The organism is Vibrio sp. 1288 (assembly GCF_033344475.1).
The window spans coordinates 1-784 of record NZ_JAWPOX010000369.1 but is presented as its reverse complement, the minus strand read 5'-3'; the positions used below and the strand labels follow the sequence as shown (position 1 = coordinate 784).

The 784-nt window shown below is 44.1% G+C and carries 1 protein-coding gene and 1 pseudogene; both read left to right on the top strand.

Annotated elements, in window-relative coordinates:
• Positions 1–309, top strand: a pseudogene (locus R8O11_RS26825) (XRE family transcriptional regulator); the annotation flags it as partial.
• Positions 309–784 (top strand): helix-turn-helix transcriptional regulator (locus R8O11_RS26820; protein ID WP_318194822.1); only part of this gene is annotated, 476 nt, incomplete at its 3' end. The pseudogene R8O11_RS26825 and the gene R8O11_RS26820, both read left to right, overlap by 1 nt.

The window sequence follows — 784 nt, the reverse complement described above, 5'->3', positions numbered from 1 at the left end:
AGGATTCTCAGCTTTTGGCATTTAGGGCGCTCGATACTGAAGTACTTAGTCACCGACATTCTCCAAGTCATGGGAAATACGATCATCCATTTCCCGGTTCATGAGCCCGTGATTAAACAACTTCTCTTCGACATTTTTATTCGGGACTTCTATCAACATCGGCGAGTTACGTTCTTTAGAGCCCCCGCCACACAAATCTTCGGAAACCCCATGGTGAAATATTGCTTTGATGGGCTGTTAGACCTGGTGCTCTATCGCTTTCATCAAGTAGGAAATGAGTTTATGCAGTCTCGACAGGAGGTTCATTGATGATGAATACCAACACAACCAACAACACCGTCTTATTGTTCACCTTCAACAACATTCAAGGTCGCGGCTTGCAAACCGCTATTGAACAGAACCTAGAAAAACCCGTACTTTTAACCCAAGGCGCTGACGTCAATTTCCCTAGCACCCGCGATGAACACTATATAGCGATAGTCGATAGTTCTCTCCCTGAATTGCCAGAGGTCAAACAAACTCTCAGTGAGTTAGAGCACGTAGATGCGACTGTATTGGTCAACGCAGAACCGAATCTGAGGATCGAGAGCTTACTCACTTGGTCAAACTTGAAAGGTTTGTTCTATTTTGAGGATGATTTCGACAAGGTAATGATGGGGCTAAAAGGCATTTTAAACGGAGAGAATTGGCTCTCTCGCGATATTCTCAATCAACTGATTGGCTACCTATTGAGCCTAAATAATACCGTCGGTGAGCTAGAAACGAAACTCGAAATGGAACTGAA